This window comes from Streptomyces sp. NPDC051567 (assembly GCF_044454165.1).
Lineage (GTDB): Bacteria > Actinomycetota > Actinomycetes > Streptomycetales > Streptomycetaceae > Streptomyces.
The window spans coordinates 1-25679 of the sequence record NZ_JBITDK010000034.1; the positions used below are offsets into that span (position 1 = coordinate 1).

The 25679-nt window shown below is 70.5% G+C and carries 24 protein-coding genes and 1 pseudogene; 4 read left to right on the forward strand and 21 right to left on the reverse strand.

From position 1 onward, the window contains the following. Positions 1–85: 85 nt before the first annotated feature. Positions 86–538 carry a hypothetical protein gene (locus ACIA5F_RS27265; protein ID WP_399357408.1) on the reverse strand — a complete coding sequence of 151 codons (453 nt, stop codon included), beginning with the start codon at positions 536–538 and terminating at the stop codon, positions 86–88. A gap of 318 nt (positions 539–856) precedes the next feature. Here ACIA5F_RS27265 and ACIA5F_RS27270 point away from each other — a divergent pair, with 318 nt between their 5' ends. Then, positions 857–2476 carry a DUF6923 family protein gene (locus ACIA5F_RS27270; protein ID WP_399357410.1) on the forward strand — a complete coding sequence of 540 codons (1620 nt, stop codon included), beginning with the start codon at positions 857–859 and terminating at the stop codon, positions 2474–2476. A gap of 264 nt (positions 2477–2740) precedes the next feature. Here the strand turns inward: ACIA5F_RS27270 and ACIA5F_RS27275 are convergent, their stop codons facing one another. From ACIA5F_RS27275 to ACIA5F_RS27290, 4 genes are all read right to left on the reverse strand, one after another. Next, positions 2741–3349, reverse strand: coding sequence for a GNAT family N-acetyltransferase (locus tag ACIA5F_RS27275; protein ID WP_399357411.1), 609 nt, complete (start codon positions 3347–3349; stop codon positions 2741–2743). 60 nt (positions 3350–3409) lie between these two features. Continuing rightward, positions 3410–3772 (reverse strand): DUF4180 domain-containing protein, encoded by a 363-nt coding sequence (locus ACIA5F_RS27280; RefSeq protein ID WP_399357413.1) that lies wholly within the window; start codon positions 3770–3772, stop codon positions 3410–3412. Positions 3773–3782: 10 nt separating this feature from the next. After that, entirely contained in the window at positions 3783–4409 is a 627-nt protein-coding gene (locus ACIA5F_RS27285; RefSeq protein ID WP_399357415.1) for a hypothetical protein, read from the reverse strand. Positions 4410–4641: 232 nt separating this feature from the next. After that, positions 4642–6321, reverse strand: coding sequence for a DUF418 domain-containing protein (locus ACIA5F_RS27290; RefSeq protein ID WP_399357417.1), 1680 nt, complete (start codon positions 6319–6321; stop codon positions 4642–4644). A gap of 289 nt (positions 6322–6610) precedes the next feature. Here ACIA5F_RS27290 and ACIA5F_RS27295 point away from each other — a divergent pair, with 289 nt between their 5' ends. Further along, positions 6611–7858, forward strand: coding sequence for a serine hydrolase domain-containing protein (locus tag ACIA5F_RS27295; RefSeq protein ID WP_399357419.1), 1248 nt, complete (start codon positions 6611–6613; stop codon positions 7856–7858). A gap of 258 nt (positions 7859–8116) precedes the next feature. Here the strand turns inward: ACIA5F_RS27295 and ACIA5F_RS27300 are convergent, their stop codons facing one another. From ACIA5F_RS27300 to ACIA5F_RS27340, 9 genes are all read right to left on the reverse strand, one after another. After that, complete coding sequence (locus ACIA5F_RS27300) at positions 8117–8719, reverse strand: recombinase family protein (protein WP_399357421.1); 603 nt, start codon at positions 8717–8719, stop codon at positions 8117–8119. Between the two features lie 156 nt (positions 8720–8875). Further along, on the reverse strand, positions 8876–10045 hold the full coding sequence (gene eis / locus ACIA5F_RS27305) for an enhanced intracellular survival protein Eis (RefSeq protein ID WP_399357423.1): 1170 nt from the start codon (positions 10043–10045) through the stop codon (positions 8876–8878). Between the two features lie 9 nt (positions 10046–10054). Further along, on the reverse strand, positions 10055–10585 hold the full coding sequence (locus ACIA5F_RS27310; protein ID WP_399357425.1) for a MaoC family dehydratase: 531 nt from the start codon (positions 10583–10585) through the stop codon (positions 10055–10057). Further along, positions 10582–11427, reverse strand: a complete 846-nt coding sequence (locus ACIA5F_RS27315) for an HpcH/HpaI aldolase/citrate lyase family protein (RefSeq protein WP_399357427.1) — start codon at positions 11425–11427, stop codon at positions 10582–10584. Before ACIA5F_RS27315 ends, ACIA5F_RS27310 begins: the two co-directional genes overlap by 4 nt. Before the next feature lie 8 nt (positions 11428–11435). Beyond that, positions 11436–11666, reverse strand: a complete 231-nt coding sequence (locus tag ACIA5F_RS27320; protein WP_399357429.1) for an acyl carrier protein — start codon at positions 11664–11666, stop codon at positions 11436–11438. Then, positions 11663–12664 (reverse strand): beta-ketoacyl-ACP synthase III, encoded by a 1002-nt coding sequence (locus tag ACIA5F_RS27325; RefSeq protein WP_399357431.1) that lies wholly within the window; start codon positions 12662–12664, stop codon positions 11663–11665. Before ACIA5F_RS27325 ends, ACIA5F_RS27320 begins: the two co-directional genes overlap by 4 nt. Then, entirely contained in the window at positions 12661–13686 is a 1026-nt protein-coding gene (gene dmpG / locus ACIA5F_RS27330; protein WP_399357433.1) for a 4-hydroxy-2-oxovalerate aldolase, read from the reverse strand. The genes ACIA5F_RS27325 and dmpG overlap by 4 nt, the downstream gene beginning before the upstream one ends. A gap of 14 nt (positions 13687–13700) precedes the next feature. Next, positions 13701–14558 (reverse strand): acetaldehyde dehydrogenase (acetylating), encoded by an 858-nt coding sequence (locus tag ACIA5F_RS27335; protein WP_399357435.1) that lies wholly within the window; start codon positions 14556–14558, stop codon positions 13701–13703. A 68-nt stretch (positions 14559–14626) separates the two neighbouring features. Then, on the reverse strand, positions 14627–15418 hold the full coding sequence (locus tag ACIA5F_RS27340; RefSeq protein ID WP_399357437.1) for a 2-keto-4-pentenoate hydratase: 792 nt from the start codon (positions 15416–15418) through the stop codon (positions 14627–14629). A gap of 190 nt (positions 15419–15608) precedes the next feature. Between ACIA5F_RS27340 and ACIA5F_RS27345 the strand changes: the two genes are divergently transcribed. Next, entirely contained in the window at positions 15609–16982 is a 1374-nt protein-coding gene (locus ACIA5F_RS27345; RefSeq protein WP_399357439.1) for a hypothetical protein, read from the forward strand. Positions 16983–16984: 2 nt separating this feature from the next. Here ACIA5F_RS27345 and ACIA5F_RS27350 read toward each other — a convergent pair whose 3' ends face one another. The 7 genes and pseudogenes from ACIA5F_RS27350 to ACIA5F_RS27380 all read right to left on the reverse strand — a co-directional run bounded on the left by ACIA5F_RS27350 (position 16985) and on the right by ACIA5F_RS27380 (position 23734). Further along, the gene (locus ACIA5F_RS27350) at positions 16985–17725 is read right to left on the reverse strand and encodes an NUDIX domain-containing protein (RefSeq protein WP_399357441.1); all 741 of its coding nucleotides are present in this window, start codon (positions 17723–17725) and stop codon (positions 16985–16987) included. Positions 17726–17860: 135 nt separating this feature from the next. Continuing rightward, a pseudogene (locus tag ACIA5F_RS27355) lies at positions 17861–18787 on the reverse strand (Tn3 family transposase); the annotation flags it as partial. An 80-nt stretch (positions 18788–18867) separates the two neighbouring features. Continuing rightward, complete coding sequence (locus ACIA5F_RS27360) at positions 18868–19233, reverse strand: hypothetical protein (protein WP_399357443.1); 366 nt, start codon at positions 19231–19233, stop codon at positions 18868–18870. 269 nt (positions 19234–19502) lie between these two features. After that, positions 19503–20381, reverse strand: coding sequence for a carbohydrate ABC transporter permease (locus ACIA5F_RS27365; protein WP_399357445.1), 879 nt, complete (start codon positions 20379–20381; stop codon positions 19503–19505). Next, positions 20378–21346 (reverse strand): carbohydrate ABC transporter permease, encoded by a 969-nt coding sequence (locus ACIA5F_RS27370; protein ID WP_399357447.1) that lies wholly within the window; start codon positions 21344–21346, stop codon positions 20378–20380. The genes ACIA5F_RS27365 and ACIA5F_RS27370 overlap by 4 nt, the downstream gene beginning before the upstream one ends. A gap of 38 nt (positions 21347–21384) precedes the next feature. Continuing rightward, positions 21385–22689 carry an extracellular solute-binding protein gene (locus ACIA5F_RS27375; protein WP_399357449.1) on the reverse strand — a complete coding sequence of 435 codons (1305 nt, stop codon included), beginning with the start codon at positions 22687–22689 and terminating at the stop codon, positions 21385–21387. Between the two features lie 403 nt (positions 22690–23092). Beyond that, a complete protein-coding gene (locus ACIA5F_RS27380; RefSeq protein WP_399357451.1) occupies positions 23093–23734 on the reverse strand; it encodes a GntR family transcriptional regulator in 642 nt (213 codons plus the stop codon). A gap of 163 nt (positions 23735–23897) precedes the next feature. On the opposite strand from ACIA5F_RS27380, the gene ACIA5F_RS27385 reads away from it, so the two are divergent. Continuing rightward, complete coding sequence (locus tag ACIA5F_RS27385) at positions 23898–25661, forward strand: L-lactate permease (RefSeq protein WP_399357453.1); 1764 nt, start codon at positions 23898–23900, stop codon at positions 25659–25661. The last annotated feature ends 18 nt before the right edge of the window (positions 25662–25679 follow it).

The window sequence follows — 25679 nt, forward strand, 5'->3', positions numbered from 1 at the left end:
GTCCAGTACAAGCCGTGACCCTCCGCCTTGCGATCCACCGCACCGGACGCCGCGGGCCTACCGGCAAACCTTTCCGGTCACAGCACTAGAGGCCCGAGACCTTGGACTGGGGGAGCTGGAGCGGCTGGAAGTTCTGGCCCGTCAGCACGTCGTTCCCGGCGAACAGGTTCGTCGCCGCGCGCAGTGCCGTCTTCTCCGAGTGCAGCCGCGCCATCAGGCGCTTCACCTGGTCGTCCCAGTGGGTGTGCGCCTTCGTCAGGCCCGCCGCCGTCTCCCAACCGTTGAACGCCTTGACGGCGGCCCTGGTCGGCTCGTCGGCGGCGTCGGCGGCCTTCGTGGTGCCGGGCTGGAGGACGTTCTCGATGGTGTCGGCCGCCTTCTTCTTCTTGGCGGGGGTGGTCTCCAGGGTTCCTCCGGGGCCGCCACCGGGCGCCGTGGAGCCGCCCTGCTCGGCGGGGAGCTGGTTCAGCCGGGTCTGCGCGGGCGGACCCTCGGCCACGGCCTGCTTGTGCCGGCCCCACTCTTCCTCGAACGACATGGCTCCCCCTGGAACTCGGTACCGGACCCGCCGGGACCGGGCCATTTTACCGAGCCGCGCCGACGGTGGGCCGGGGAAGGCCGGGGCCTGGGGATGCCGGTGGTGGGCCGGGTGGACCGGGCCGGTGGACCGCGCGGGTGAACGCGCGGGGAAACGGTGGGTACAGCGCCGGATCAGCCGGGCCTTCGTGTTGTCGTCTTGTCACACAGTTCATGGAGAGCCGGACATCTGAACGGGCGGGCGGCGGGCATGCGGCCCGCCCGGGGCCCGCGTTGCCTGCCCGGTGCTCCCCCGGTCCTGGCAGGAAGGCGTATCCGAATGCGAAGACTCCTGGCACGCGCGTGGGCTTGCTCCGCGCTGGCCGTGCTGACGGTGACGGCCGGTGTGAACGCACCGGCCGTCGCGTCCGACGCTCCCCCCTCGTCCGCACCGAAAGCCACGGCGAAGGCGCGGGCTCCGTTCGGCTGTGCCGGTGACATCCTGCTGTCCGCCGGCGCGGACGCGTCACAGCTGTTCGACGGAGTCTCCGGTCCCGGCACGATCGCGTTCAACCCGGTCGGTCCGGCCACCACGCTCTACAACGCGACCGGGGTGAACCCGCTCGACCGGTTCCTGTACGCGATCAAGACGCAGGGGCCGGGCTGGGACCTGCTGCGGATCGACAACGCCGGCGCGGTGACCGACCTGGGCACCGTGGGCCTGCCCACCCCGTCCCCCCAGCCCTTCTACTACTCCGCCGCCTTCGACCCGGCGGGCAACTTCTACGTCGCCAGCGGGTACGACAACCAGCTCCAGAAGATCAACGTCGCCACCAAGACGTTCACCACGACCACCCTCAGCCAGCCCCTCGCCCAGGTGATCGACTTCGCCTACAGCGGCGGCTACCTGTGGGGCGCGGACCCGACGGGCGCCGTCTGGCGGATCGACCCGGTCACCGGCACCGTCACCACGTACCCCGGCATCGTCAGCACCTCGACGCAGGGGTACGGGGGCGCCTTCACCTACGGCAACGGTGACCTCGGGTTCTACGACAACAACGGGTTCATCGTCCGGGTCCAGCTCACCAACCCCGCCTCCCCGACGCTGACCCAGCTCTCCTCGCAGACCGCCCCGGCGATGTCGCGGCTCGTGGACGCCACCTCCTGCTTCGTCCTCCCGGTCGACCTGGGCGTGACCAAGACGGGCCCGGCGACCGTGCTGCCGGGCGGGAACGTCTCGTACACGATCCAGGTGACCAACAACGGGCCCAACGCGTCCTCCGGCTGGACCCTGACCGACGCGATCCCGGCCACGCTGGCCAACGCCGCGACCACCACCCCCGGCTGCACCGTCACCGGCGGCAACCTCTCCTGCACCAACGGCCCCCTCGCCGTCGGCGCCACCGCGAACATCACCCTGACCGGTACCGCGGCTGCCGGGGCCACCAGCATCGTCAACACCGCCGTCGTCCACGGCAACGACCCGGACCCCAACCCCGCCAACGACACCAGCACCTTCACCACCGTCGTCGGTACCCCCGGTCTGACCCTCACCAAGAAGCAGAACGGCCCCGCGACCGTGAAGGCCGGCGCCACCGTCGACTACACGATCACGGTCACGAACAGCGGCACCCTGCCCTACACCGCCGCGAACCCGGCCTCCTTCACCGACGACCTCAGCGCACTCCTCGACGACGGCCGTTACAACGACGACGCCACCGCCACCAGCGGTGAGGTCTCCTACGGGCGGCCCGTCCTGAGCTGGTCAGGGGCGCTCGACCCGGGCCAGAGCGCCACCATCACCTTCTCCCTCACCACCAACGTCCGCACCTTCGGCGACCTCAAGCTCGACAACACGGTCGTCTCCGACACCCCGGGCAACAACTGCCCCCAGGCCGGCACCGACCGCCGCTGCACCACCCACGGCACGGTCAAGGCGAAGGACAAGGACAAGGACTAGGACTGGGCGAGGACACGTACTGAGGAAGGTCCGCAGGACAGGCAGTGAGAACTGAGAGCTGATGACTGACAGCTGAGGGCTGAGCGCTGGGACCGGTCAGCCGGTCACCGCTCACCGCTCACCGCTCACCGCTCACCGAGGCCGGTCACCCGGCCCGGACAGTTCCCGCGCACCGCGCCCCCGGCTCCCGCACCGTGCGGTGACCGGGGGCGCTGCGCTGCCCCCGGTCACCCGGGGCGGTACGCCTGGGCGGCAGCCCTGGCCCTACGCGTCGGCCGGGCGGCGGGGCTCGCGCCGCATCGACCACAGCGGCGGGCCGCCGCCCGGCAGCCGCAACTCCCCGCGCACGGTGAAGCCGAAGTGCTCGTAGAAGGGGATGTTGGACGCCTTGGAGGACTCCAGGCAGACGGGCAGGCCCGCCGCGTCGCCCTTGGCCAGCCCCGAGCGCAGCAGGGCGGCGCCCTGGCCCTGGCCCTGGGCGGCGGGGTCGGCGCCGATCACCGCCAGGTACCAGTGCGGGTCCTGGGGTGTGTGCTCGGCGGCCAGCTCGACGGCTTCCCCGAACAGCCCGGCCCGGTCGCCGAGGAGGTTCCGCAGCTCCTGGACGGTCTCCTCGTCGGGAACGGCCTTGGCCTGTGCCTCCGGCGCCACCCAGAAGGCCGCCGCGTCCCCGGTGAACTCGCACACCCCGTTGTGGACGTACTGCCGGGTGAAGATCGTGGTGAAGTAGCTGCCCAGCGATGCTTCGCGCGAGGAGTCGTCGGGGAAGAACCAGCGCATCATCGGGTCGTCGTCGAAGGCTCGGGCCAGCGAGCGGCTGATCTGTGCCGCGTTGTCGATCGCTGCCGTCTTCGGCATGTTCGTTATCGCCATACGGACATCCTGCACATGATGATCTTCGACGGCCGGGTGGGGGGTGCCCTCCTGGTCAGCTCATGCTTGCAGGCGTTCGCGCAGTTCCCCGGCATCGGCGAGGAACCACGTCTGCCGCCCGCGGTTGCACTCGCGGACGAAGTCCCGCAGCGCGGAACTGGCCTCCGTGTGGTGGGAGATGTCGCCGAGGACGACGAGCCCCATGCGGTAGTTGGCGAACTTCTGGACGATGTCGCCCGCGACGCGGGTGCTCAGCCGGAAGAACGTCTCGTCGAGCCGCCCGGCGGGGACGACGACCCACTGGGCGCCCTGGTAGGAGGCGTTGCCTATGAGGTCCAGGGCATCGCGTTCGCCGGCTATGGCCTCGCCTTCGGTGTCGCACATCAGGACCGGCACGTCGTGGATCGTCTGCAAGGTGCTCATGAGGCCGAGGTTAGTTCGGGTCGTGGTCGCGGTCGACATCTTCTGTCCTGCCGTCGACATCATCGGTCCCGCCCCTGTCCGGGCGTTCCGCCGTCCATCGGGTCCACCGGGCCCACCGGGTCCACCGGTCGTGGGCGGGCTCGGTCCCCGTCGCCCAGGCCCGGGTCATGCCGTGCCAGAAGGTCCCGTACGGCCAGAGGGTCCCGTACGCGTGGCCCGGGTGCGGGATCTTCCGCTCGCCCAGGACCACGCGGACCGTCGCCACGTCCCGGGCCGTGTTGCGCGTGCTGGAGCGCGGCAGGGCCGGGCCGGCCCTGTCCCGGCGCTTCTCCGCGACCGTGCGCGCCCACACCACCTCCGAGGAGGAGATCCCTGGCCGGGCCGCCGGGTTCTCGCTCTTCGTCCGGGCTATCGCGAGGTCGATCATCCGGCCCTCGGGACGCCGGTAGTCGAGCGGGACCTTCACGGTCGCGCACTCGTACGCGGCCGGACCCTCGGGGCCGCAGCGCTGCCAGACGGGTTCCTGCACGAGGTATCCGGGTATCCGGGCGGCGGACGCCCGGGTCGCGAGGAGCAGGGGCACGGTGGTCGCGACGAGTGCGGCGACGAGCAGCGGGGCGAGGAGCTGGATGCGCACGGGAAGCTTCCTTTCGGGAAAATCACTTACCGGTACACCCTGTTACACGCGGTGCCCGGGGCGAATCCCTCCCAGGAGCCTTCTTCTTCGTCCACCTCACGGGGGATCGGGGGGCGTGGGTCAGACCTACGGGGGAGGGCGGGCGGTCACCGGTCGCCGGTCGGCAACCACCCCGCCCCGCCCGGCTCATCCCACCCCGCCCCGCCCTGCCCGTTCGGGAGACGCGCGCGGTTCAGCGCCGGTCGGGTGTGTGGTGCAGGAGTTCCAGGCGTTGCTGCGCCAGCCGCAGGTGCCGGGGGTCGAGCGACGGCAGGGCCCGCAGGAGGCGGATGAGTTCGGGACCGGCCTCGATGGCCGCCGCCTGGTCCTTGAGCTGGGTCCAGCAGTAGAGGGCACCGGCCGCGGCGGCGCGCACTTCCGGCGCGTCCGGGGTCTGGAAGGCGAGACGGGTCCGGCCCGCGCCGGTCCACAGCTGGGTCGCGAGGCGGAAGTCACCCGCGATCCGGGCGAGGTCCGCCCGGATCTCCACCCACTGGGTCACCTGCGGCGAGGTGAACCCGTACAGCTCCAGGACCTGTTGCTCACACGTCTGTGCGAGTTCGGCGGCCTCGCGGTGCCGGCCGGACGTGGCCAGGGCATGGATGCGCGGCCGTGGATCGTCCTGGACGGCCGTCACCCCCACCCCTTCCCCCGCCCCGGGTTCCCGCTGCCGCCTGGTCGCCACGGCCGCTCCCGGGGCCGCCCCCGGAGCCGTGGCGTCCGCCGCCCGGTCGCCGGGCGGGAAGCCGTCGCCGGGCGGGAAGCCGCCACCGTCCTCCGCCGGGCCCTCCGCCGCGCCCGTACGGCGGTCCGGCGCCGGCCCGGCCGACGCACCGAGTTCGCGGGCGGTCGGCAGGATGAGGGCGCCCGGCGGCAGCGCCGCGGCCCCCACCGCGAGGGTGTGCAGGGCCAGGTTGGCCGGCCGGGTGGGGCTGCTGCGGAGCTGGTCGATCCAGTGCCGTGTGTAGCTGCTCACCGTGTTGCCGCCGCCCGCGAAGCCCGGCGGGGAGACCACCCCGTACACCTCGGCGGACGGAAAGGCCGGCAGGCTGCCGTACTCCTGCAACAGCGGCCACGCGGCCTTGTCCGCGGCCAGGTCGAGCAGGACCGTGCTCAGCCCCGGGGGACGGCGGCCCAGTTCCGTGCCCAGCCACTCCCAGGGCAGTGCCGTGTAACGGACCGACACGGACGTGGTCCCGGCCAGGGCCAGGTGGAGCCGCCCCCTGCGGCGGTCGACCGTGAGCCTGCCCGACAGGTAGACGAGCAGCGGGCCCGGCGTGGCGGCGGCCGTACGCAGCCGCATCAGCACCATGTTCGGGTCCCGGACCCCGTCCAGACAGGTCGTGTCGCTGGGAACCTCGCTGTTCAGCAGCGCGGCGACCGGCACCACCCCCAGCGCGGCCAGGTTGGCGCTCGGCGCCACCTGCACGACGCGACGACGCACAGCGGCATCCCCCGCTATGAGGAGCACGTGCCCCCGCTGCTGCCCCGGCTCGATGATCTGCATGGACAGACCGTACTCACTCACCGCCCGGGGAGTCCGCCTCCCCCACCGTCCCGGCCGGGAGCCCGTCGGCGGCGAACGGCTCGGCGCGGCTCGGCGGACGGCTCGGCGGACGGCTCGGCGCGCGGGCCCGGCAGGCTCGCGCCACCGCGGGCGGGCGCCGTTGGTCACGGCGCGCAGCAGCCACTCGACCGGCCCGTGCGGGTGCGTACGGAGCCACCAGCGGCATGCCAGGGCCTGCCCGGCGAAGAGGGCGAGCGCCGTGCAGGCGACCAGCGGCGGGGAGGCCCGGCCGACCAGGGCGGCGCCGTAGCCCGTGAAGAGGAGCACGCAGACCAGGGACTGGGTGAGGTAGTCGGTCAGGGTCATCCGGGGCGGGCCGGAGGACGGGATCAGGGACGGGGAGCAGAACAAGGACGGGCACGGGGACGGAGACGGGGACGGGGACATGTCCGGAAGCAAGTCGGCACAAGTGGGCAGTAAATGCCCGTACCTCACACAACACCGCAGGTCAGGTCGTGTTGTTCGCCGCGTCGGCTACGTCGGCTGCGTCGGACCCGGCGCTCACCCTGCATGATGTTCCTGCATGAGGTGGCCCCAACCACCTCATCAGCATCATCTTTCACCGCGTTATCGCACAGAACGAGTTGAGGAACACGTGCTCCTGACCCTGAGACGTCGTCTGGCCCTGAGTACCACCGCCCTGGCGGTGGTGGCCGGTGTCGTACCGGCGGCGACCGCCCACGCCGCGCCCGCCGCGCCCGCCCCGGTGGTGCGGGCGACGGAGACGGCGCCCGACATGGAGGGTGTCCTCGCGGCCCTGCAGAAGACCCTCACCGCCGGAGCGCCGGGCGCCATGGCCCGGGTCTCCGGTCCCGGCGGGGTCCAGACGGAGTCGCTCGGCGTACGTGACAAGGTCACGGGCGAGGCGATGGACCCGCAGGCCCGCTTCCGCATAGGCAGTGTCACGAAGACGTTCTCGGCCGTCGTGCTGCTCCAGCTGGTGAGCGACGGCCGGGTGAACCTGGACGCCCCGGTGGTCCAGTACCTGCCCGGCCTGCTGCCCGACGAGCGGATCACCGTCCGTCATCTGCTGACCCACCGCAGCGGGCTGTCGGACTACACCAACGCCATGTTCGCCAACACCGTCCCCGGGTTCGAGTCCGTGCGCAACCGCGTGTTCTCGTACCAGGAGCTGGTGGACCTCTCGCTCGCCGAGCCGAGGACGGGCCAGCCGGGTGTCGCGTACCAGTACTCGAACACCAACTTCGCCGTGGTCGGCATGCTCATCGAGAAGATCACCGGCCGTCCGGTCGCCACGGAGTACGAGCGCCGCATCATCAAGCCGCTGCGCCTGCGGAACACCTTCTACGTGCATCCCGGCACGCAGATCCCGGGGCTGCACGTGCGGGGCTACCTCCACGAGGACCAGAGCGGCCTCCCGCAGGTCGACTCCACCGAGCAGACGGCGTCCTGGGCCCAGTCGGCCGGCGCGATGATCTCGACCACCGCCGACCTGAGCACCTTCGTGTCAGGGCTGACCCGTGGCCTGCTGCTGCGTCCCGCCATGCTCGAAGAGATGCTCACCATGACCCCGGTGAACACCGCGAACACCCGCTTCTACGGCCTCGGTGTGCGCCGCTACGACCTGTCCTGCGGCACGTCGATCTACGGCCACACCGGCACCGTCCAGGGCTTCTACACCTACGCCTTCTCCACCCGTGACGGCAAGCGCACCCTCACCGCCATGGCCAACACCTCGAACCGCGGCTCGGCCAACACCGCGCTCGGCGAGACGCTCGAATCGGCGTTCTGCGGCAAGCCGCCGGTGCCCGCCGCCGGTACGCGCAGCGCGTCGCCCACGGCGCCCGCAGCGCCCGAGCTGCCGCAGCGGGACGAGTACTGAGCCCTGCCAGGACCCGGTGACGTGACCCATGACGTGACCCATGACGTCACCGGGTGACACGACCGGGTGACACGACGGCGCCGTGTCCCGTGGCCGCACCTGCGGCTTCGGGGCACGGCGCTCCGTCGTACGGGGGACGGACGGCCACCGGCCACCGGCTCCGGTCAGCCGTGGTCGCCATCACCGTCGTCGGAGTCCGGACCGGCCATGCCGCTCGGGGTGCCGGTAAGAACGCTGTCACCAGCCGCAAACGATGGGTCAGGGCTTAGTGACCACGGTCTTCTTGGGCTGGCGGGGGACGGTCTTGGTCTTGTCGAGGTGCCCATACACCGTGGAACGGGGCACATTGAACATGTCGGCGATCTGCTGGACGGTCTTCTCGCGCGCGTCGTAGAGCTGCTGGGCGAGCTCGGCCTGATCGGTCGTGAGCTTGGGCCGGCGCCCGCCGACCCGGCCGCGGGCCCGTGCGGAGGCGAGCCCGTCGTTCGTGTTCGCCACGATCAGCTCCCGCTGGAGCTCGGCCAGTACGGACAGCATGCCGAACATGGCCCGGCCCTCCATCGTGGAGGTGTCGATGCCCTGCTCGATGACGTGCAGGCCAATGCCGCGCTCGCGCAGCTCGGAGCCGAGGGTGACCAGGTGCAGGACGGAGCGGGAGAGCCGGTCGAGCCGGGTGACCTTCAACGTGTCGCCCTCACGCATCAGCTGCATGACGAGGTCGAGTTTGGGGCGGGATGCCTTCGCGCCGCTGGCGACGTCGACGTGGATGTTGTCGCGGTCGACGCCGTTGCGCAGTAGTGCGTCAATCTGATGGTCAGGGTTCTGTTCGGCCGTCGAGGTGCGGCAGTATCCGAGAAGCATTGTCGGAAATTACCCCAACGACCGTTCGCCGAAGTTGATTTCCGACGCGAGTTGCCGACACTGCCCACCTGCGGGTTCGTGACATGACACCGAGTGTCGGCAGACGAAGGTTTGCCGACACTCGGGCAGGTGAGAACGGGGAGACTCCCGCTGCTGTCAGAAGTGGTCCGGCAGCCAGGGCTCGAACTGTGTCGTGCTGCGGACGAGGGTGGTGAGGGCTTTGTCCGATGTGGTGTGGACTCCGGCCATGCGGGCCGAGGTGGTGGACCGGTAGCCGCCGGCGTACCAGACCGCGAGCTGTCGCCGGGTGAAGGTCACCTGTCCCTCGACGTGGGTGGGGATGATCTCGGCTGCTCCGTCACTGAACTGAAGCATCCACCGGGAACAGTCGCCGGTCTCGTTCTCGATCTCGATCGGTACGGCGGCGGTGAGGTCGGTGGGCCACCCGCGGAGCCGGATGGCCTGGGAGGTGTTGAGGATGCGGAGCATCCAGGGGTGCCAGGCTTCGGCGGTTGTGCGGTGGTGGCGGAGTCCGTGGAGGAGGGTGGGGTAGGGCGGGAGGGCGCCGCGCCGGAACTCGATGGTGCGGGCGCGGGTGTTGTGGTGACCGAGGAAGGCGAGCATGGCGGCGGCGGTGGGCTGACCGGCGGCCCAGAAATCATGGACGACCAGGCTCATGCCGTGGCGCTCGTGCCGTTTGGTGGTGAGGCTGAGCAGGCCGGTGACGGGGTGGCTGGGCTGGGCGAAGCGGTAGGTGGTGAGGTTGCTCTTGTCGTGCTTCCACCGGGGCCACCAGGTGGGTCGGTGGACGGGGCCGTTCCACTGTCGGGCGAGGTCGCGTTGGAGAGCTTCGGCTTCGTCGGTGAGCCCCTGCTCGACTTCGAAGTCTGCGGTGGTGAAGGAGCGTTTGAGGTCGTCGGTGGCCACCGCCCAGGCGAGGACGCCGGTGGGGGCTTCCCATCCGAGGCGGCGGGCGTAGCCGGTGGAGGAGGTCACTACCGTGGAGATCACCGCTCCGCGATCGATCAGGGGGCGCAGTCGTTCGGTGGCCATGTCGGCGGCCAGGTGCTCGCCGCGCTCCTCGGGGGCCACGCAGCCGTCGCCGAGGCAGGCGCTGGCGACAGGAGCACCGCCGAAGAACTGATCGACGAGGAGGCCGAGGCCGCCGGCGACGACCCGGCCGCCGCGGACGGCGACCTGGAGGTCGGCGTGCTCGCGCAGGTGGGTGATGTCACCGACCGGGTGGCCGTAGGCGCGGGTGGCGAGCTGGTTGTACTGCTCCCACAGGCCGTCGTCGGCCGGGGCGAAGGTCAACTGCTGATTCATGGTTCGCCCTCAGTAGGAGGTGGCGTCGCGAGCGGCGTCCGCGTTCAGAGGCACGAGGAAGGTGCGGGTGAAGGCCAGGACGCTGGTGTTGTCCTGGTTGTGTGCGGTGGTGTGGCAGGTGATGACCCCGGTGTCGGGTCGGCTCTCGGAGGCCCGGCGGGTGAGGATCTTCGTCTCGGCGTACAGGGTGTCGCCGATGTGGACGGGCGTGGTGAAGCGCACGTGGTCGACGGCGACGTTGGCGGCGGTCAGGCCACTGACGCTGCGGACGGTCATGCCGGCCACGAGGTTGAGGGTGACGCCGGAGCACACCAGGATGCGGCCCCACCGGGTCTGGCTGCTGTAGTGGGCATCGGTGTGGATGGGGGCGACGTTGCCGCTCAGGGCGGCGCCGAGGAGGTTGTCGAGTTCGGTGACGGTCCGGCCGGGCCGGTGTTCGATGATCAGGCCGGGGGCGAGTTCGGGGTAGGAGAGGCCGACGTTCTCGCGGATCCGGTCCTCGCCGATCTGCCGGTAGCTGTGGGGCAGGCCGGTGCTCATGACGTACGGTCCGTTTCGGCGACGAGCGCGCGGGCCCGGTTGAAGAACGGGGTGCCGCGCATCTGCCCGTCGACGGTGGTCACCGTTCCGCCGCTGGCGTCGGCGGCCGCGACGATGGCGCGGGCCTGTGCGATCTCTTCGGTGGTCGAGGTGAAGACCTCGTTGATCACCTGTACGTGGCGGGGGTGGACGCAGCCCTTGCCGTAGAAGCCGATTTCCTTGGCTCGTTCGGCGTCACGGCGCAGGGTGCCGGGGTCGTCGAGTTCCCAGGTGGGGGCGTCGATGGCGGGGATGTTCGCGGCGGTGGCGGCGTTGATGAGGGCCGAGCGGGCATAGTGGAGGGTGTCCCAGTCCAGGCCGCAGCGGACGGAGGCGGCGTAGTCGGCGGAGCCGAAGAGGACGCCGCCGAGCCGGGGTGCACGCATGATCGCGGGGAGGGTGTCGAAGGCCCGGGGGCTTTCGATCAGCGCCCAGATGTCGGGGGTGTAGCCGTCGGTGTCGAGTACGGCGGCGACGAGTTCGATGTCGCGGGGGGATTCCACCTTGGGGACCACGATGAGGTCGGGCCGGGCGGTGTAGGCGGCGAGGGCGGCGAGGTCTTTGATGCCGTCGATCGTCGTGAGGCCGTTCATCCGGATGCCGAGGGTGCACGGCGGGTCGGGGTGGGCGAAGAACGACTCCGAGGTGGTGCGGGCGGTCTGCTTGTCGGGGAGGGCGACAGAGTCCTCGATGTCGACGACGGCGACCGCGGCGCCGGACTTCCGCGCGGTGGCGAAGCGGCCTTCGTACAGGCCGGGGGTGATGATCCAGGCCCGTCCGGGACGGCGGCTGTTGCTGGTCATGGGGTGGTTCACCTTCCGTTGCGCTTGGTGGTGATGAGGAGGTCGAGCCGGCCGAGGGTGGCGGCGTTCTTGATGTCGCTGTCGCTGATGTCGATGCCGTAGCGGTCGGTGAGCAGGACGGACAGTTCGACGACGGCGAGAGAGTCGAATCCGGCGTGGTCGAGGCTGGCGTCGTCGGTGAGCCGGTCGGCGGACAGCTTGAGGTCGTCGGTCAGGATGCGGGTGAGATCACCGGTCATGTCCGGCTCCATTCGGTGGGTGGCTGCGGGGAGAGGCCGGGCCAGGTGAGGGTGGTGGCACCCCAGGTCAGTCCGGCGCCGAACGCGGTGAGCAGGATGCGGTGGCCGGGCTTGAGACGGCCGTCCGCGGCGGAGCGGGCCAGGAGCAGGGGGATGGACGCGGCGCCGGTGTTGCCGGTCTCGGCGATATTGCTGAGCTGACGGTCTTCTGGGACGCCGAGCCTGCGTGCGACGAAGGCGGTGATGCGGCTGTTGGCCTGGTGCGGGACCAGGCGGTCGACGTCGCCGAGTTCCCACCCGGCGGCGGCGGTGGCCTGGCGGGACGCGGTGGACATGCGGTCGACCGCATGCCGGAAGACCTCGCCTCCGTCCATGTGCAGGGCACCGGGACGGGAGGCCCGGATCAGGCCGGCGCCGGTGCCGTCGCTGCCCAGGACCACCGGCCCGAGCGCCCCGGCTTCGTCCGCGCTGCCGTGGCGCAGCACCACGGCTCCGGCGCCGTCGCCGAACAGGGGGACGGTCGTGCGGTCCTCGGGGTCGGGAAGGGCGGCGAGGCGGTCGGCACCGATGACCAGGACGGTCCCTACGGTGCCGGCGGCGATGAGCCCGGCCGCGGTGGCGAGGGCGTAGAGGAACCCGGTGCAGCCGGCCGCGAGGTCGTAGGCGGGGATGCCGGTCAGGCCGAGCCGGGTGGCAACGGCGGGGGCGGTGGCCGGACAGCAGCGGTCCGGGGTGGTCGTGGCCACCACCAGTGCCTCCACGGTGACCGGTTCGCCGTCGGCGAGGGCCTGGGCGCCGGCCCGTACGGCGAGGTCGGTCGTGGACAGGTCCGCCCCGGCAACGTGCCGTTGGGTGATGCCGGTCCGCGAGCGGATCCACTCGTCCGTGGTCTCCAGACGTGCGGTCAGGTCGGCGTTCGAGACGATGTGCGGGGGCAGGGCCGCGCCGACTGCGCAGATCACGGCCGCTCTCCCGGCAGCGACGGATGCGGCGGTCATCGGGCGGCCGCCTTGAGCTTCCGGGCGACAACGCCGATCAGGTCTTCCTGTCCGGCGACAACCTGACGCTCGCCGAGGGCGAGAAACAGGTCGATGGGGTCGACGCCTTCCGCTTGCGCGGTCTGAAGGACGGGCCGCCTGAAGCCGGAGAACACCCCGGCGAGTCCGCTGGCCACGGCGATCGAGTCGATGGACGGCGGGGCCTCCATCAGGCGGTCGGCGGCGATGTCGGCGGCGGCCAAGACCTCGCGCAGGCCGATCCCGGTCTCGGCGCCGCGGCGCTCCAGGACTGCCACGAGGACTTCGAGCTGGGTGTTGCCGGCCCCGGCGCCGAACCCGCGGGCGGTCGCGTCGATGACGGTCGCCCCCGCGTCCACGGCGGCAAGGCTGTTCGCCACGGCCAGGCCCAGGTTGTTGTGGCCGTGGAAGATGACCGGCACACCGACGGCGTCGGCGATGGCGTGCACGCGCTCGGTGACGTCGGACGGGAGGTAGTACCCGGCCGAGTCCATGATGCCGACGGCCTGAGCACCGAACTTCACCATCAGTGCGCACTGTTCGGCGAGTTCAACCGGGCCGGTCATGTGGCTCATGAGCAGGACGCCCTGGGCTTCGGCTCCGAGGTCGCGGACGACACCGAGGTGGCGTTCGGTGACATCGGCCTCGGTGCAGTGCGCGGCGATCCGTACGATGTCGGCGCCGTGGTGGACGGCGGCCTCCAAATCGTCGGAGGTACCCCAGCCGGGGGCCATGAAGACGCCCATCCGCGACGAGGTGAGGGCTTCGCGGACGGTGGTGAGCATCGTGGCGTCGTCGAGCTTGGAGCGGCCGATCTGGAGGCTGGAGGCGCCCAGGCCGTTGCCGTGGCCGACCTCGACCACCGGCACGGCGGCGGTGTTCGCGGCGATGGCGTAGGCGCGGAGCTGGTCGGCGTCGAGCTGGTGGCCGACGGCGTGGTGTCCGTCGCGCAGAGTCGGATCGTGCAGGAGGATCCGGGGCCGCTCGTGCGGATATGTGTTCACGGGTGGGGTTCCCTTCATCGGGACTGCTCGGCGAGCAGAACGGCGGCGGCGTTGATGATGTCGACGCTTCCGGCGTGAGCGGGCAGGCGGCCGCCGCAGGCGGTCACCTCCACCGCGACCGAGATCCGGCCCGGTTCCACGGCGAGCGAGGTCACCTTGAACCCGGGCGTGTAGGCGCGCACGGCCTGGGCGGCTGCCGCGATGCTCGTGCGGACCGGTGCGGCACGGATGCTGTCCGCGAGGACGGTCATGGCCACCCGGAACGGCGGGGCGGGCCGGGCGGGGCTGAGGTTGACCATCACTTTGACGTCCCGGGTGCCGGTGAAGGTCCGGATCGCGGCGGAGGTGGTGGCGATGTACTGGTCGAGGTTCAGGCGGGTGGCCCGGCCGGCGCTCGCGCTCGCCCCCGTGGAGACCACCTCGATGTAAGTCGGGGTGCAGTGCCCGGAGATCGCGTACAGGACCGGAATGGCCGCCTGCCCGCCGCAGCTGACGAGGTTCACGTGCCGGTGGGCCGACGACCGGTGGCTGTTGACCCCCGGGACGATGACCGTGCCAAGCTCCGTGGGGGTCAGGTCGATCAGGGTGGTGCCGGTCGGACGCAGCGCCGCCCAGTGTCCGGCGTGGCTGTCGGCGTTGGTGGCGTCGAAGACCACATCGAAGGGCCCGGCATCCACCACGGCGCGGATCCCGCCGGCCGTGGTCGAGTGGCCCATCTCGGCCGCCCGTCGCAGCCCCAGGCTGTCCCGGTCGCGCCCTGCCACCAGGGCCAGTTCCAGCTTCTGCGACTGGTGGATCTTGTCGGTGAGGTCGACGCCGATCAGGCCCGCGCCGAGTACCGCGACACGCAGACTCTGTTCATCAGCAGCCATCGGCCGCTCCTTCATTCGAGGGGAGGGGGTGCATGAGTGCGAGGTGCGGGGTCAGCAGGGTGCTGCGGTCAGCGCACGCGCAGCTCGACCGGCGGGAGATGCGGCGAGCGGGCGCGCACCGTGCTCCGAGCCTCCAGCGGGAGGCTGGCGTGCACGGCCCCGGCCAGGACCAGCTGCCCGGCGCGCAGTCCGCCGCCTGCGTGGTGCAGCCGTCCGGCGAGCCAGGTCAGGACGCGGAGCGGGTCGCCGAGGACGGCGCGGCCCTCTCCGGTGGCGACCGCGGTGCCGTTGACACTGACGACCAGCGGTTCGGCGGCCAGGTCCATGTCCGCGCCGAGCGGCACCATGGGCCCGGTGACCACCCGGGCGCAGGACGCGTTGTCGGCGATGCTGTCCGCGACCGTGATGCGCCAGCCGGTGAACCGGGTGTCGATCACCTCCAGGGCGAGGAACACCTTCTCCACCGCCGCCCATGCCTCGTCCACACTCACGTTCTCGCCCGCCAGGTCACGGCCGAGCCGGAAAGCGATCTCCGCCTCCACCCGCGGCTGCATCAGCACGGACCGGGCCATGGTGCTGCCGGTAGGCATCACCATGTTGTCCAGCAGGACACCCGAGTCCGACTCGTCGACGCCCATCTGTTCCTGCATGGCCCGAGAGGTCACCCCGGCCTTGTGACCGACGACGCGGGCGCCGCCCGAGATCCGCCGGGCCACCGCCGCCCCCTGCACCCGGTAGGCGGTCTCCAAAGACAGCTCCGGACTTCGGACGGTCAGTGCGTCGATCGGCACTCGCTCGTACTCCGCCGCCAGCAGAGCCGACGCCGTAGCGGCGATCCAGCGATCATCCGGCTCGTCCATGACGATTCCTCCTCGGGCATGGGGCATCACCTACGGTTCGCAGACGTGGGCACGGGAGCAGATCCGGCGCGGCGCTGAGATGCCGGCCGCCGGGCTCGGGCCTGATGAACAGTCAACCCGGGGGCTCACCGCAGCGGTACGGTGATGGACAGGCCAAGCGGTATATCGCGTATATACGGGGCAGGTACTCATGACCACGCGCACGCCGAACGCCCAGCTCAGCGCCCTTGTCGCCGAATCCGGCCTCACCTACGAGGCCCTGGCCAAGGCGGTCCGCGCGGTCGCCGCCGAGTGCGGTGCGGACTTACGCACGAACAAGTCCAACATCGAGCACTGGCTCGGCGGATCCGTGCCCCGAGGCGACACACCCCGCTACCTCGCGGTCGCGCTCTCCCGGCGCCTGGGCCGCCTCCTGACCACCGCCGACCTCGGCCTGCCCTCCCCGGCAGAAGCCGAGAATGAGACCATCGGACTGTCCCTGGAGGGCGACCCGCTGGACGCTCTGCTGCCGATGTGGAGGTACGAGTTGGACCGCCGCCGCTTCCTGACGGCCTCCGCCTACTCCGCGGCCTCCGCCGCGTTACCCCTCAGCCACGTCCAGGACATCGCCGCCCGCACCGCGGCCGCCCGCACCGGCTACACCGTCGGCATGGCCGAGGTCGCCGCCGTCCGTGACATGATCCACGCGTTCTCCGAGATGGACGAACGCCACGGCGGACAACACGGCCGCAGCGCCCTGGTCACCTACCTCTGCGACGACGTCGCCCCGCTGTGCCGGGCCCGGTTCCGTACCGACGAAGTCCGCCAGCAGATGCTGTCCGCCGCCGGCCGAGGAGTCCACCTGCTGGGCTGGAAGAGCTACGACGCAGGTCAGCAGGGACTCGCTCAGCGCTACTACCTCCAGTCCTACGCTCTGGCCGCCGAATCCGGCCTGCGCGGGCACGACGGATTCGTGATGCGCACGATGGCCATGCAGGGCCTCAAGCTCCATCGCCCCGAGCACTGCCTGGGCCTGGCCGAGACCGGACTAAACCGGGCCAAGGGACGAGTGGACGCCCAGACCGAAGCGCTCTTCCGCGTCGTTCACGCCCACACCCTGGCCAAAAGCGGCAAGCGCCGCGCGGCCCTGGCCGAGGCCGAACACGCCCGCATCCTGCTGACCGGTGCCCCCGGCGACGAGGTGCCGTTCTGGGCGCTGACCTGGGGCCCGCCGGCCGCGTCGGTGTACTCCCGCACCGCCAAGGTCCACGAGACCGTAGGAGACCACCGGGCCGCCGCCGAACAGTACGCGCTGGCCGCCACGGCCCGCCCCGCAGACACCTACGCGCGGATCGTCGCCCTGGACCTGGTCGCGGGCGCGGAGATGCACCTCAAGCGCGGCAGCATCGAGCAGGCGTGCGCCACCTGGCACCGAGCCATCGACCACATGGACGGAGTCCGCTCCGTCCGCACCCGCAAGGCGGTCTCCCGTATGCGCGGCGACCTCGCACGCTTCCGGGCCCGTGGCCTGCGGTGCGTGGCCGACCTCGACGAACGGGGACGCGACTTCCTCGCCGGGGCCTGACCTCAGCGGCACCCGGCGAAGCGGCGAACGATCGGTTCCAGATAGTCCGCGTGCGGCCCCGTCAGAGCAGCCAGTTCGTCCGGTGAACGCACCAGGGCGATGTCGTCGAGTTCAGGTACACGGCCCTGAACACGCTCGGCTGCCGATACGGCGGTGAAGTCCGCACGCAACGTTGCCTCGGAAAGGGCAGGTGCGAGGTAGGTCAGGCCGACACTGCCGTTCTCGCCACGGGTGACGGCCCACAGCCTCAGCTCCTCCGCAGCCGCGCTGATCCCCAACTCCTCGGCAAGCTCCCGCGCGGCCTGGCCGGCCAGCGCCGACTCGTCCAGCACCGCCCCGGCCTCGGGCGGCTCCACAGATCCCCCCGGCAGTTGCCAGCGGCCCGGGGCAGCCGTAGCGGGCGACATCCTCGCCGCCAGCACACGGCCGTCAACGGTCGGCTGAACGACGTTCACGAACAGCGAGGGCAGTGCGATGGCACCGGGAACACGACGCAGCGCGTAGTGCCGGTAGGTCACACGCACCCAGGACAGGCGCAGGATGCGCGGTCCGCTCCGCTCCAGTCCCCCACACGCCACCACAGGCCCGTCGAAGAGAGCGGGGTTGGCCCGGACTGCCCTCTCCCACACCCGGTCCCGGGCCTCAGCGTCATGGGACGGCAGGGGCGGTTCCGCAGCTTCGGTCAGCAGGAGCCGTTCGACGTCGAAGAGATCAATGCCCACGGGGGGCAGCGTTTCGGTCACCAGCCCATCGTAGAACCCGCTCCAGGCATGACCGCCAACTCGGGCGATTACGTGAAACTATGGGCGCCCGGCTGACTGCCGGTCGTCGGTGTCCGCCGGTGAGCGGGGGCCCGGAACGGTGGCCGCAGCCAGGTTCAGACGGGCGCCCATGTCGAGATTTACCTCCCCGTACGGCCGCACGTGTGACCAGAACAGCGGGGTCAGCCCGCGCCGGTCGGCGGGCGTGAGCAGGTCCGCCCACTCCGGTTCGCCGAGGATGTCCTGGAGCATCAGGGTGTTCACGTAGACCAGAGCGGACTGGAGGATCCGCAGGCACAGGACGAACATCTCCTGCTCGTCGCGCCGGTTCGAGGCGATCTCGCCGCCCTTGCCGTAGGCGATCACGGAGTTTGCGCCGTTGGAGGACTCCATGACGTTCAGGCCCTCCTCGATCTCCCGCTGGAGGTCGCGCAGCCGCAGGTAGCGGGCCACGAAGATGGTCTTCTGGGCGCGGCCGACCTCCAGCATCGCCGCGTAGGTGGGGTGGGAGGCGTTGCGGGTGAAGCGGCGCAGGATCGCCTCAGTGGACGCGGTGCGGGTACGGATCGCGGTGGCGTACTTGATCATCTGGTCGTACTGCTGGGTGATGAGTTCCCAGCGGATCGGACGGGTCAGTGCTGGGGTGAGCTGCGGGTAGGCGTCCGGTTCGCCGGCCACCGGCCGGTACAGCTTCACCTTGTTGATCCGCTTGATACGCGGCAGCAGGTCGAAGTTCAGCAGCCTCGTGATGCCGAACCCGATTTCCGACTGGCCGTGCGAGTCCGTGTAGTTGGCCTCGACGTCCATGGTGGTGCCGTGCCGCATCGCGCCCTCGATCATCGCGGCGACCTCGGAGGCGGTGCAGTGGATCAGCTGGGAGTGGATGGCCAGCGACTTCTTCTCCACATGCCAGTAGATGAGCACCCCGCGGCCGCCGTAGCGCGAGTGCCACTCGGTGAACAGGTTCTGGTCGTAGGCGCGCACGTGGGTGGAGTCGGAGGCGACCGCGGTCGATCCCTGGCCCCACAGCTCGGTGCTGCGGGCGGCACGGGGCGGCGGCGGGCCGGGGTGAGCCCGCCCGGCCATGCCGCGCTTGGCGTCAGCGTCCAGGGTCACCTTGTAGGTCACGTCCGGTCGCCTCCGTCCCGGCGTTCGAAGGTGATCGGGTCGTAGTCGGTCATGACCTCGTCGAGGGTGTAGGTCGTGGCCGTGCCGTCCCGCGAGGCTCGCTCGGCGTCCTGAATGACGGGGTGGACCAGCGAGAGCCAGATCACCCGGTGTTCCACCAGGACCTGACGGACCCTGGTGAGAGGCTCTTCCCCCTCGCTGGTGAACGGGGTGGATTCCAGCTCCTTCACGAAGCTCTGCAAGGCTTCAGGCCACGGGGCGAGCGCGGTCTTCATCTCCGCGATCGTCCGGGGGCCTTCGTCCCACTCGACCACGTAGGGCGAACGGGTCGGGTGCGGCCGGCTGTTGTCGTGATCATTCATACGGGCAGGCTCCTCGGCGCGGGGAGTATGACCGGGTGGTCGTCGGGAGAGTAGAGGCAAGCAGTCCGCCCCGAGGCGGTTCGGCGTTCACCTCACCTGGACGAGGGAGACGAGGGACAGGCCGGGCCTCTGGAGTGGTGCACGTCTTGGGCCGCACGGATCGTGCGCCGGGCAGAACAGCCGGGTGAGGGTGGGCAGAACCACCCCGGACCTCCCCCTCAGGGGTCCGGGGCGGCGGCGGGCCCCGGTGCCGGGGCGGGCGGGCGGGGTCAGTCCTTGACCGCGCCGCCGAGGCCGGAGACCAGGCGGCGTTGGACCAGGACGAAGAAGATCAGCACCGGCACCGTCATCACCGTCGAGCCGGCCATGATGCCGCCCCAGTCGTTCTCGTCCGGTTTGAAGAAGACGAGCAGCGCCATCGGGAGGGTCGACTGGGAGGTGTCGCTGATGATGAACGACTTGGCGAAGAGGAAGTCGTTCCAGGTGGAGATGAACGAGAAGACGCTCGTCGCCACCAGCCCCGGGAAGACCAGCGGGAAGAGGATCTGCCACAGGAAACGCGTACGGCTCGCGCCGTCGATGTACGCGGCCTCCTCCAGCGCCTCGGGGACCGCCTTCACGAAGCCGCGCAGCATCCAGATCGCGAACGGGAGCGAGAAGGCGATGTGCGGCAGGACCAGCGACCAGAGCGTGTTCAGCTGGCCCGTGTCCCGCATCAGGAAGAACAGCGGGATCGTCAGGGCCTCGATCGGCACCATCTGCGCCACGAGGAACATGATGAGCAGCGTCGTGCGGAACTTGAAGCGGAAGCGGGTGACCGCCGTCGCCGCGAGGAAGGCGATCAGCGCGGAGGCCAGGACCACCGATCCCGCGACGAAGAGACTGTTGAGGAAGTAGCGCCCGAACTCCTGCTGTTCGAACACCCGGCGGAACGAGTCGAGCGACGGGGCCAGTGTCCAGGGGCGCGCCTCGGTCGACTGGATCTCACCGGCCGGTTTGAAGGCGGAGAGCACCATCCAGTACAGCGGGAACGCCACGACCACCGCGACGACGAGCGCGGACGCCTCGGCGGCCAGCCGCCAGGGCCGGCGGACACGGAACCCGCCGGACCGGACCGTACCGGCGGGGAGCGTACTGGTGCGGCTCACAGTTCTTCTCCCTGGCGTCGCATGAGGCGCAGATAGACGAGGGTGACGGTCAGCAGGATCAGCAGCATGACGATGCCGATCGCCGAGCCCAGGCTGTACTGCGAGGACGCGAATGCCTTCTGGTACGCGTACACGTTGAGGACGAGGTTCTGTCCGGCGATGCCTCCGCCGGCGGTCATCACGTAGATCTGGGTGAAGACCTTGAAGTCCCAGATGATCGACTGGATCGTGACGACGATCAGGATGGGCCGCAGCATCGGCGCGATGACGGAGCGCCAGATCCGCCACTGGGAGGCGCCGTCCAGCGAGGCGGCCTCCAGGACCTCGGAGGGGATCGCCTTGATGCCCGCGTAGACGGTCACCATGACGAACGGGAACGAGCACCAGACGACCTCGAAGAGGACGAGGGCGAAGGCGCTGTAGCGCCCGTACGTCCAGGAGAAGTCGCCGAGGCCGAGGAGCCGGTTGACCGGGCCGTGATCCGGGTCGAAGAGGAAGACCCAGACGGTGGAGCCGGTGACGGCGGGGGTCGCCCACGCGCCGAGCGCGGCCAGCATCAGGGCGAGCCGGGGGAGCGCCCGGATGCGGGTCAGCAGCACGGCGAGCGCGCAGCCGACGCCCAGGGTGGCGATCACACAGGAGGCGGCGAAGACGACGGTCGCGAGCAGGACCTGCCAGAACTGGCTGTCGGCGAAGAGGGCCCGGTAGTTGCCCAGGCCCTTGAAGGTGGTGGGTTCGCCGCCGCTGACCTGGGCCTGGGTGTATTCGAGGAAGGAGATCAGGCCGAGCTGGTAGATCGGGTAGACCAGCAGCGCGGCGAGTACGACGAGGGCGGGTGCGAGGTAGAACCAGGGCGTCCAGCGGCTGCCGTGGCGCCCTCCGGAGGCCCGCTCGGGTGGTGCGGCCGGGGCCGGAGCGGTCGGGGAGACCCGCTCCGGCCGGGCGGCTGTCGTTTCGTGCGTCATGTCGTGCGTCATGTCGGGGGTTCTGGTTCCGGTTCCGGTCAGCGCGCGCTGGTGAAGGCGGTGTCCATCTTCTTCGCCGCGTCACCGGAGGCGGTGGCCACGTCCTTCTTGCCGCTGACGATCTCCTGGAACATCGTGGGCAGGACGGTCGAGGCGTCGATCTGGCCCCAGCCCGGGGAGGCCGGGACGAACTTGGTGCCCGCCGCGAGGGTCTTGACGAACGGCTCGACGAAGGGGTCCTTCTTGGCGATCTCGGACCGGACGTCGGTGTACGTGGGCAGGAAGCCCATGCCGTCGAAGAGCTTGCGCTGGGTCTCCTTGCCCGCGAACTGCTTCATCAGGTCGACGGCGAGGGTGCGGCGGGCGCTGCTCTTGAGGACGCCGATGTTGTTGCCGCCCGCGAAGGCCGGGGCGATGTCGCCCTCCTTGACGCCGGGCAGCGGGACGACGGCGTACTTGCCCTTCACCGCGCTCGCCTCGACGGCCTTGCGGTTGAAGTCGCCGCCGATGGCCATGGCCGCGGTGCCGGAGGCGAAGGCGGTGACGGTCGCGTTGCCGCCCATGGCGGCGCACTTGGCGGCCGGACAGTTGTCGTCGCCGAAGAGCGAGGTGTACGCCTCGATGCCCTTCTGCGCGGCGGGGCTGTTGATCGCGGACTTGTAGCCGTCGCTGTTCTCCTCGGCGAGTTCGCCGCCGTTGGACCAGATGAACGGCATCGCGCCGTAGGTGTACGCACCGCCGACGGCCACCCCGTACAGCTCGGGCTTGGCCTTGCGGATCTTCTTGGCGGTGGAGATCAGCTCGGCCTGGGTCTTCGGCGGCTGGACGCCCAGCTCCGTGAAGACGTCGGTGCGGTAGTACAGGGCGCGGACGCCGACGAAGAACGGGGCGCCGTACACCTTCCCGCCGACGGTGACGGACTGGACGGCGGTCGGGTCGGTGTCCTTCGCCTCCGTCCAGTCGCCGAACTCCTTGCTGATGTCGGCGAGTCCGCCGTCCTTGACGTAGCCGGCGGTGTCGGTGTTGCCGTACTCGACCAGGTCGGGCGCGCTCTTCGGGTCGTTGAAGGCGGCCTTGATGCGCTGGGCGCGGGTCTCGACCGGGATGTACTCGACCTCGACCTTGGCGTTCTTGTGCTGCTGGGTGAAGGCGGCGATCGCCTCGTCCACGACCTTCTTCTTGGGGTCGTTGTTGACCTCCTGGAAGAGCCAGACGCGCAGGGTGCCGGACGTCTCGTCCTTCGAGGAGGTGGTGACGGAGGTCTGGGGGGCGCAGGCGGTGGCGGTGAGTCCCGCCAGGACGAGGGCGGCGGCGGGTGCGGCTATGCGGGAGCGGAGCTTCATTGGCGATCCCCAGGAGAAGAGTGCGAATGCATTGCGGCGTACGCAATGCATGTTTCGTACTGCACAACAGGAGGAGGCTAGAGCGGCTCAAACACGGGGACAAGTGGTCTCAACCACTCTGTGACCGGACGGAGCATCCTGCGCAACGCGCGGCGGGGCGGGGTGGGCACGCGAAACGGCCCCCGGGGCGCGCGCGAACGCGCTCGCCGAGGGGCGTCCGGGCCGTCCGGGCGAGGGCGGAGGACCCTTCGCACGGGAGTTGACGAATCGTCATGTCACCTTCTCCGCAGGCGAGTTGGGGCTGACACACGGAGAACGGCCTGCGGGTGCGGGTTCGTCGGCCGACGCCCCTCCGGGGGCCCTCCGGGGACTCTCCGGCACCCTCCGGGAACCCGTCCGGCAGTCAGCCGGTGCTCTCCGGGAGGAGGAAGCCCGCGAGGGTGTCGCGGGCGCGGGTGAGGTGCGCGGTCACCGCCTCGGCGACGCCGTCCGGATCGCCGTCGAGGATGCGGTCGAGGATGGCCTGGTGTTCCTCCGCGATGACCGACGGCTGGAGCAGCCGGCGGGTCTGGACCTGTGCCATGCACAGCCGCATCTCGCCCATGAGGGAGCCGTAGAGCCTGCTCATCCGGGGGCTTCCGGTGGCGTCCACCAGCGACAGGTGGAACCGCATGTCCGGCGCGACGATCGCGAGCGTCGGGATGTCGCCCTGGGCGACGATCTCCGCATGCGCCTCGAAGGCGCCCGGGGGTACCCGGCGGGTCCCGGCGAGTTTGCGCAGGACCTCGCGCTCGATGCACATCCGGCTGTCGTAGAGGTCGCGGACGTCCGCGACGCCGAGTTCGGGCACGTGGGCGGTCTTGTGCGCGGTACGGCGCAGCAGGCCCTCGGCCACCAGCTTCTCGATCGCCGCCTTGGCGGTGGGCCGCGAGACCTCGTACCGGCCGGCCACCTCGGCCTCCGGCAACAGCGCGTTGACCGGGATCTCGCCACTGAAGACGCGCTCGCGCAGGTCCTCCGCGAGCGCGTCGATGATCGATGTCATCTGTAGCTTGATGCCCCTCACCAGACCTCCACACCTGTCTTCGCGGGGGAGCGGTAGCGCCCTGGGCGAACGATATCAAGGGGTTGACTGACAAGAAATATTGTCTTACAAGTTTACCACCGGTGGCTCATCAGGAGCGCGGAGACCCAGCTGGGGAGTTCGTGTGTACCGACAAATCCTTGACCCCATCGCCGATTCCCTGATCCTTTCGGCGTTGTGCGCGGCCCTGCCCCTGGTCACCCTCTTCGTGCTCCTCGGCGTCTTCCGGGTGAAAGCGCACTGGGCGGCACTCTCGGCGGTGGCCTCGGCCGTCGCCCTCGCGGTCCTGGGCTGGAAGATGCCCGCCCTCCAGGCCCTCTCGGGCGTCTCGGAGGGAATCTTCTACGGCCTCTTCCCGATCCTGTGGATCTTGATCAACGCACTGTTCGTGTACCGCCTCACCGAGATCACCGGATGGTTCGCGGTCCTGCGCCGCACCTTCCGCTCGGTCTCCGACGACCAGCGCATCCAGGCGATCCTCATCGCCTTCTGCTTCGGCGCGCTGATCGAGGCGCTGGCCGGCTTCGGGACGCCCGTCGCCATCTCGGTCGTCATGCTCATCGCCGCCGGACTCAAGCCGATCAAGGCGGCGACGGTGGCACTGGTCGCCAACACGGCGCCGGTCGCCTTCGGCAGCCTCGCCGTCCCGATCACCACCCTGGCCGGCGTCACGGGCCTGCCCGTCGACGAGCTGGGCGCCATGGCCGGACGGCAGACACCGGTCCTCGCGGTGTTCGTCCCCCTGATCCTGGTCCTCCTGGTCGACGGCGCCCGCGGTGTGCGCCAGACCTGGCCCGCGGCCGTGGTCGCCGGTCTCACCTTCGGCATCAGCCAGTTCGTCTGGGCCCAGTGGGTGAGCGTCGAGACCACCGACATCGCCGCCGGCGCCGCGACCCTGGTGGTCCTGCTGGGCTTCCTGCGCGTGTGGCGCCCCCGCACCGTCGTCACCGCCGAGAGCAAGGACAGCGAGACGGACGCCCGCAAGGGCAGGTCCGCCACCGACGACGCCACCGACACCGACGGCGACACCGACGGCGACACCGACGGCGGGACGGGCGACGGGATCACCACCGCCGACGAGGCCTCCGTCCTGGACGCCGACGCCACCGCGGCCGACACCCACCGGGCCCGTACCGGCGAGGGCAGCGCCTGGCTCGCCTTCGCCCCGTACCTGATCATCATCGCGCTCTTCGCGATCGCCCAGTTCGGCCCGGTCAAGCAGTGGCTCGGCGTCCACGGCACCTACGCCTTCGCGTGGCCGGGGCTCGACGTCCTCCCGCCGACCGGGGACAAGCCCGTCGGCCTGACGACCTTCAAGCTCGACCACATCAAGGCGTCCGGCACGATCCTGCTGCTCTCCGGCCTGATCACCATGGCCCTGTACAAGATCCGGCCGGGCCGGGCGGTGCGCGCCTACGGCGGCAACCTCGTCAAGCTCCGCTGGACCGTGGTCACCGTCACCCTCGTGCTCGGTCTCTCCTACCTCATGAACCTCTCGGGCATGACCGCCACCCTCGGCGAGGCCCTCGCCCAGACCGGCCCGGCCTTCGCCTTCCTCTCCCCCATCCTGGGCTGGATCGGCGTCGCCCTCACCGGCTCCGACACCTCCTCCAACTCCCTCTTCGGCAACACCCAGGTCGCCGCGGCGCAGAAACTCGGCCTCGACCCGGTCCTGCTGGCCTCCGCCAACTCCTCCGGCGGTGTCCTCGGAAAGATGATCTCCCTCCAGAACCTCTCCGTCGCCGCCGCCGCGATCGGGCAGCCCGGCTCCGAGAGCCAGATCTTCCGCAAGGTGATCGGCTGGAGCCTCGGACTCATCGTGCTGTTCTCCTTCTTCGTCTACCTCCAGTCCACGCCGGTCCTCGGCTGGATGACCAAGTCCCTGTGAGCGGGGTAAGGGTGAGCG

Excerpts from the sequence above, each read along its gene's own strand:
- ACIA5F_RS27265 (WP_399357408.1), bottom strand. The coding sequence starts at position 538 with ATGTCGTTCGAGGAAGAGTGGGGCCGGCACAAGCAGGCCGTGGCCGAG.
- ACIA5F_RS27270 (WP_399357410.1), top strand. The coding sequence starts at position 857 with ATGCGAAGACTCCTGGCACGCGCGTGGGCTTGCTCCGCGCTGGCCGTG.
- ACIA5F_RS27275 (WP_399357411.1), bottom strand. The coding sequence starts at position 3,349 with ATGGCGATAACGAACATGCCGAAGACGGCAGCGATCGACAACGCGGCA.
- ACIA5F_RS27280 (WP_399357413.1), bottom strand. The coding sequence starts at position 3,772 with ATGAGCACCTTGCAGACGATCCACGACGTGCCGGTCCTGATGTGCGAC.
- ACIA5F_RS27290 (WP_399357417.1), bottom strand. The coding sequence starts at position 6,321 with ATGACCCTGACCGACTACCTCACCCAGTCCCTGGTCTGCGTGCTCCTC.
- ACIA5F_RS27300 (WP_399357421.1), bottom strand. The coding sequence starts at position 8,719 with ATGCTTCTCGGATACTGCCGCACCTCGACGGCCGAACAGAACCCTGAC.
- eis (WP_399357423.1), bottom strand. The coding sequence starts at position 10,045 with ATGAATCAGCAGTTGACCTTCGCCCCGGCCGACGACGGCCTGTGGGAG.
- ACIA5F_RS27310 (WP_399357425.1), bottom strand. The coding sequence starts at position 10,585 with ATGAGCACCGGCCTGCCCCACAGCTACCGGCAGATCGGCGAGGACCGG.
- ACIA5F_RS27315 (WP_399357427.1), bottom strand. The coding sequence starts at position 11,427 with ATGACCAGCAACAGCCGCCGTCCCGGACGGGCCTGGATCATCACCCCC.
- ACIA5F_RS27320 (WP_399357429.1), bottom strand. The coding sequence starts at position 11,666 with ATGACCGGTGATCTCACCCGCATCCTGACCGACGACCTCAAGCTGTCC.
- ACIA5F_RS27325 (WP_399357431.1), bottom strand. The coding sequence starts at position 12,664 with ATGACCGCCGCATCCGTCGCTGCCGGGAGAGCGGCCGTGATCTGCGCA.
- ACIA5F_RS27335 (WP_399357435.1), bottom strand. The coding sequence starts at position 14,558 with ATGGCTGCTGATGAACAGAGTCTGCGTGTCGCGGTACTCGGCGCGGGC.
- ACIA5F_RS27340 (WP_399357437.1), bottom strand. The coding sequence starts at position 15,418 with ATGGACGAGCCGGATGATCGCTGGATCGCCGCTACGGCGTCGGCTCTG.
- ACIA5F_RS27345 (WP_399357439.1), top strand. The coding sequence starts at position 15,609 with ATGACCACGCGCACGCCGAACGCCCAGCTCAGCGCCCTTGTCGCCGAA.
- ACIA5F_RS27360 (WP_399357443.1), bottom strand. The coding sequence starts at position 19,233 with ATGAATGATCACGACAACAGCCGGCCGCACCCGACCCGTTCGCCCTAC.
- ACIA5F_RS27370 (WP_399357447.1), bottom strand. The coding sequence starts at position 21,346 with ATGACGCACGAAACGACAGCCGCCCGGCCGGAGCGGGTCTCCCCGACC.
- ACIA5F_RS27375 (WP_399357449.1), bottom strand. The coding sequence starts at position 22,689 with ATGAAGCTCCGCTCCCGCATAGCCGCACCCGCCGCCGCCCTCGTCCTG.
- ACIA5F_RS27380 (WP_399357451.1), bottom strand. The coding sequence starts at position 23,734 with ATGACATCGATCATCGACGCGCTCGCGGAGGACCTGCGCGAGCGCGTC.